We start from the raw sequence: 5394 nt of genomic DNA on the forward strand, positions 1-5394 counted from the left end.
TTGCCCGGCTCTGCGGAGGACGACGGCGTGACCATCGGGAGCGCTTCGTCAACCGTGCTGCGCGTCAGGAGCCGCCACGGCTGGAAGAGTGCCGCGGCGACCACAGCCACCACGACTGCCACTGAGAGAAGGGGGATCCAGAGTCGTCTCGACATGCTCCCAGCGCACCATCGCGCCGGGGCGGGCTGCCATGACGAGGTGGTGACGACTCCTTACCGAGTGGTGACGTGGGACGTCGATGCCGTATGCCGCTGGGCTCGTTCCCGTGCGAACGTGGCTTCGTGCGCGGTGTTGCCGATGGCTCTTCGGGGTACGTCAGCAAGGTGTCATCGCCTACGGACCTGATTGCGCCTGCACTCGCCGTCGACGCGCGCCTCACGGAGATCGAGCGCAGCGTGGACTTGCTGCTCAACGTCACTCCGGTGAACGCGGCGGAGGCGTGGGCGGACTTCGAGCGCAGCGATTTCGGGACGGCCCCCACGCTTCGGCTGCGGCCGCTGGAGTTCGAGCCGGACCTGGTACGGCGCGACCTCTACAACTTGCAGATCGAGGACATCACGGACCCGGCCCTGCACAGCCTCTATCGGACGAAGAGGGACGAGATCGCCCGAATGGTCACTGCCCTGGAGGATCGTGACACCTCCCGGTTCGTGTACGGGTCGCTCCAGCTCTATGGAGGTGTCACAGCGCCTCTCGCACGGGCTGCGGAGGAGCTGCTCGAGGCCATCCCTCCCCAGGCGCCCAGCACGCAGAGCGTGACGGCGGGCGTGTTCGGCGAAGCGGTCCAGGAGGAGTTCGACCGGTACCGCGCCGTGTACCCGGACTTCCCGATCAGCTTCGAGGTGCGCGAGGACGTCTCCGAGCTGATGGTGTCATTCGGTCGATTGCTCATCCCCGAAACAGCTGCCATCAGGTCCGATCGCGTGCAGCCGTTGCTCCACCACGAGATCGGCACCCACGTCGTGACCTACCAGAACGGCGCCCGGCAGCCGCTGAAGCTGCTGACCATTGGACTGCCCGGCTATGACGAGACCCAGGAGGGCCTGGCGCTGCTCGCGGAGTACCTGACCGGCGGCCTGGACCCCCGACGCCTGCGCGTGCTCGCGGGCCGCGTCGTCGCCGTGGAGAAGCTGCTCGACGGCGCCGAGTTCCTCGACATCTTCGAGTCGCTGCGCACGGATCACCGGATCCCCACGAGGACAGCGTGGTCCATTGCCATTCGCGTCGTCGTCGGTGGCGGGAACGTCAAGGACGCGATCTACCTGCGTGGCATCTCACGCATCCTCGAGCTGCTCGCGGAAGGCGGGAGCCTCGACCCGCTCTTCGTCGGAAAGCTTGCCTTGGACCACATCCCACTGATCCAGGAGCTGCTCGATCGCGAGGTACTCGAGCCACCGTGGGTACGTCCACGCTGGCTGGACGTGCCCGGTGCACAGGAGCGGCTGGACCGGCTGCGCGCCGGAGCGTCACTCATGGACCTGTACGAGGGAGAGGAAGCGGCATGAGGATTGCGTTCTTCGTCAAGGAGATCGACACCGAGGTGGACGAGTACACGACGACCCGTCTGGCGCGGGCTGCGTGTCAGGGTGGGCACGAGGTCTGGTACGTCGGCGTCGGCGACGTCGAGCTGGGGGACGGTGACGGGCAGCTCCTGGCGCGGGCCCGCCGGGCGGAGTTCCAGAGCGGCGACACGCTGGCGACCTTGATGGAGCGGATCAAGGAACGCGACGCCGAACGCATCGTCATGGAAGACCTCGACGCCCTCTTCCTGCGGAACGAGTCCATCGACGACCTGCAGGAGCGGCCCTGGGCGAGCCCTCTGGGCGCGGTCTTCGGCCAGATGCTCAAGGCCCGCGGCGTGACCGTGGTCAACGACCCGATGTCGCTCATCCGGGCGACGAGCAAGCTCTACCTGGAGGAGTTCCCAGAGAAGATCCGGCCCCGATCGCTCGTGACCCGAGACCCCGAGGCGATCGAGAAGTTCGTGGCCAAGGTCGGTCACTCCGTGGTCAAGCCCCTCTACGGCGGCAAGGGCCGCAACGTGTTCATGATCGAGGACGAGAACGAGACGAACCTCGCTCAGATGACCGAGGCGGTACTGCAGGACGGTTATGCCCTGGCGCAGGAGTTCGTCGACGGGGGCGAGAACGGGGACGTCCGCATCTTCCTGCTCGATGGGCAGATCCTCGAACACGACGGGAAGCTGGCCGCCTTCCGGCGAGTGCCGACGGGCAACGACCCCCGGGCGAACATCAGCGTCGGTGGGCGGTCAGTGCCGGTCGACGCCGGTGACGTCGAGCTCAGCGTGGTCGAAGCGATGAGCGAGAAGCTCGTGGCGGACGGGATGTTCTTCGTGGGCATCGACGTGATCGGCGACAAGGTCGTCGAGATCAACGCGGAGAGCGCGGGAGGCATGCAGAGTGTCGAAAGGCTCTACGACGTCGACGTCTGTCCGACCGTCATCGAGGCCTTGGAGCGTCGGCACGGCTCGACATCCTGAGGTGCCGGCATCCACGCATCGCCGAGCGAGATCGCGCGCCAACAGCACCCATCAGGCCGAAGCGAATCTGGATGCAACCGACGCCTCGTAGTCATAATTGATGGATGGGAAGCGAGCGGCCAGAGAGCGACCCTGGGTTGCAGCGGCAGATGGATGAGCTGAGCGAGCAAGTCGCCACCAACCGCGCGGACATCGACGCCTTGCGGGACCGCGCCGACGCGTCCGATGACCGTGCGGTCGTGAGTGAGTCCCGGGCGCGGGCGGCCTCCGAGCGGGCAGATGTGAGTGAGGCTCGGGCCGAGGAGGACCACCGCCGGATCGGGGAGCTGGAGGTGCGCGGCGAGATCGACCGGAAGCTGATCGAAGAGCTGCGGGCAGAGGGGCTGCTCAGCCGCGAGCATTCGGCGCAGCTCGAGCAGGCCCTGCACTCGTCGCGCAAGATCGGGGCCGCCATGGGCATCGTCATGGCGAACCGCAAGCTGGACGAGGAGGACGCCTTCGCGATCTTGGTCAAGGCGAGCCAGGACACCAACCGCAAGCTTCGTCTCGTTGCCGACGATGTCGTCTTCACAGGCGACGTGACCGATCTGCCGAGTGCCTGAAGCCCATTCTTTCGACGCTCCCGGGTCCTTGGCCGTGGGCCTGACCATCGGCAGCTCCTTCGAAGCAGTCCGCTGAACGACCGTGTGCGCGCGCCGTCGGCGCGATCATGAGGGAAGCAGAGCTGATGCATGCGGGGAGGAAGGGACGCGCATGAACGACCTCGGAACCAGCTCGAGCGACCAGAGGCATTCACCGTTCGAGTGGTTGCCTTTGCCTTCGGAGTCGTCTCCGCGTGACCTACGCTTCTACACGATGTCGCGGGCCAGCCCCAGCGGTCTCGGAATGTTCATCTCAGGAATGGCATTCTTCGCTTGGTGGAATGTCTGGCCGCTCGTTGTGCTGAGCGTTGTGGGGCTGCTCGTCTGGGTCCTCGCCATGGTCTCGGCAAAGCGCGGGCGGGTCCAGCTCAACATGGCGCTCATCTACGGCACAGCTTCCACCTGGACGGCCGCGGCCGTGGTCTTCGTGGGATGGGGCTTCGGGGCGCAGTACGTGCTCATTGCCCAGATGATTGTCACCATCTTGAATCCGTGGCCGCGACGCATGGCTTGGTTACTCGCCAGCGCGCTGGTGGGACTATTCATCCTGCTGTATCACTACACGAGGCTGGTGTCTCCCCTGTACGACGTCCCGGAGGGGCAGCTTGCCATCGCGAACACCCTCAACATCGTGGCGACGTTCGGAGTCGCCTGCCTCCTCGTCGCCTACCCGGCGCGTGTGGCCGACCGGGCGGAGGCCGAACTGGCCGCCGAGCACCGCCGCAGCGAGCGCCTGCTGACCAATGTCCTTCCCCTTTCCGTCGCCCGGCGCCTCAAGGCCGGCGAGGAGCCGATCGCCGACCGTGTGAGTTCGGCGTCCGTCCTGTTCGCCGACATCGTCGATTTCACACCGCTGGCGAGCCGGCTGCCAGCCGAGCAAGTCGTCACTGTGCTCGATTCCGTCTTCACGCGGCTGGACCGTTTGGTCGACGAGTACGGTCTGGAGAAGATCAAGACCATAGGGGACGCCTACATGGTGGCCGCGGGCCTACCCTCGGCCCGCGCCGATCATGCACAGGCGATCGCCCGGTTCGCGTTGGCGGCCCTTGACGATCTCGCCAAAGCCGACGACCCGGCGCCCCGACTCCAGCTGCGGATCGGGATTGCCTCCGGCCCGGTTGTCGCAGGCGTCATCGGGCGCCGACGTTTCCTCTACGACCTGTGGGGGGACACGGTCAACACCGCTGCCCGCATGGAGTCCCACGGGCTCCCGGGACGCATTCAGGTCACCGAGTCGACGCGACAGCTGCTCGGCGATGAGTTCGACTGCAAAGAGCGCGGATTCGTCGACATCAAGGGCAAGGGCCAGATGCGGACATACCTTCTCGAAGCGGCCTGAGAGCCGACTGTCGCTTACCCGTGATGCGACGTGGTCGGATGGCGAGCTTCGCGATCCAGAGCCGGAGCTGGCCGCTGGATGGGGTCACCAGCCGGCGAGCCGACGGATCGTCTGAACGGTGTCGATCTCCGAAACGGGTTTGTCGTCGCGATACCGCAGCACCCGCGCAAAGCGCAGGGCGATCCCGCCTGGGTAGCGGCTGGACCGCTGCACGCCGTCGAACGCCACCTCGACGACCTGCTCCGGACGGAGGCGGACAACCCATTCGGCCTCGGCGGGCTCGTCGACCGCCAGCTCGCGGAACCGCTCGGTCTGCCACCGCAGCATCTCGTCCGTCATTCCCTTGAAGGTCTTTCCGAGCATGACGAGCTCACCGGTCTCTGCGTCCCGGGCGCCGAGGTGGATGTTGGACAGCCATCCTCGGCGCCGGCCGCTTCCCCACTCGACGGCGAGGACGACGAGATCGAGGGTGTGCCGCGGCTTGACCTTGATCCAGCCCTGTCCGCGTCGCCCGGCCGCGTAGGGGAGCGACGGGTCCTTGACGATGACCCCCTCGTGTCCCGCCCGGACGATGTCGTCGAAGAAGGCCTGTGCCTCGGCGGGGTCCGCGGTGAGGACCCGCGCCGGCAGCCACGCTCCGGGGACCGTCTCGGCCAGCCGCGCCCAACGGTCGGTGGCCGAGTGGTCCAGCAGATCGTCGCCGTCGACGTGCATGACGTCAAAGAAGAACGGGGTCAGCGGGACTTCGTCGCGCAGGCTCTCGGGGTCGGCGCTGCTCGCCGTGCGCGCGCCAGTGACCTGGAACGGCTCGGGCCTCCCGTCCTCCCGCAGGGCGATGACCTCCCCGTCCAGCACGGCGCTCTCCACGTCGAGTGTGCCCAAGGCCTCGACGACTTCGGGCAGGCGGTCCGTCA

The 5394-nt window shown here is 66.9% G+C and carries 5 protein-coding genes; 4 read left to right on the forward strand and 1 reads right to left on the reverse strand.

Features of this window, described 5'->3' with window-relative positions:
* Window positions 1-323 precede the first annotated feature (323 nt).
* From ABF401_RS05315 to ABF401_RS05330, 4 genes are all read left to right on the forward strand, one after another.
* Entirely contained in the window at window positions 324-1505 is a 1182-nt protein-coding gene (locus tag ABF401_RS05315) for a peptidase MATCAP family protein (protein WP_353508495.1), read from the forward strand.
* Window positions 1502-2500: an ATP-grasp domain-containing protein gene (locus tag ABF401_RS05320; RefSeq protein ID WP_353508496.1), complete on the forward strand. Its 999-nt coding sequence runs from the start codon at window positions 1502-1504 to the stop codon at window positions 2498-2500. Before ABF401_RS05315 ends, ABF401_RS05320 begins: the two co-directional genes overlap by 4 nt.
* A gap of 104 nt (window positions 2501-2604) precedes the next feature.
* Window positions 2605-3102 (forward strand): ANTAR domain-containing protein, encoded by a 498-nt coding sequence (locus ABF401_RS05325; protein WP_353508497.1) that lies wholly within the window; start codon window positions 2605-2607, stop codon window positions 3100-3102.
* 298 nt (window positions 3103-3400) lie between these two features.
* Entirely contained in the window at window positions 3401-4480 is a 1080-nt protein-coding gene (locus ABF401_RS05330) for an adenylate/guanylate cyclase domain-containing protein (RefSeq protein WP_353508498.1), read from the forward strand.
* Window positions 4481-4564: 84 nt separating this feature from the next.
* On the opposite strand, the gene ABF401_RS05335 is transcribed toward ABF401_RS05330, so the two are convergent.
* Window positions 4565-5394, reverse strand: an 830-nt coding sequence (locus ABF401_RS05335) for an ATP-dependent DNA ligase (protein WP_502908195.1), incomplete at its 5' end; no start/stop codon positions are given.

Source organism: Intrasporangium sp. (genome assembly GCF_040414665.1).
Taxonomy (GTDB): Bacteria; Actinomycetota; Actinomycetes; order Actinomycetales; family Dermatophilaceae; genus Intrasporangium.

Coding starts and splice junctions, on each gene's coding strand:
- ABF401_RS05320 (WP_353508496.1), top strand. CDS start 1,502: ATGAGGATTGCGTTCTTCGTCAAGGAGATCGACACCGAGGTGGACGAG.
- ABF401_RS05325 (WP_353508497.1), top strand. CDS start 2,605: ATGGGAAGCGAGCGGCCAGAGAGCGACCCTGGGTTGCAGCGGCAGATG.
- ABF401_RS05330 (WP_353508498.1), top strand. CDS start 3,401: ATGGCATTCTTCGCTTGGTGGAATGTCTGGCCGCTCGTTGTGCTGAGC.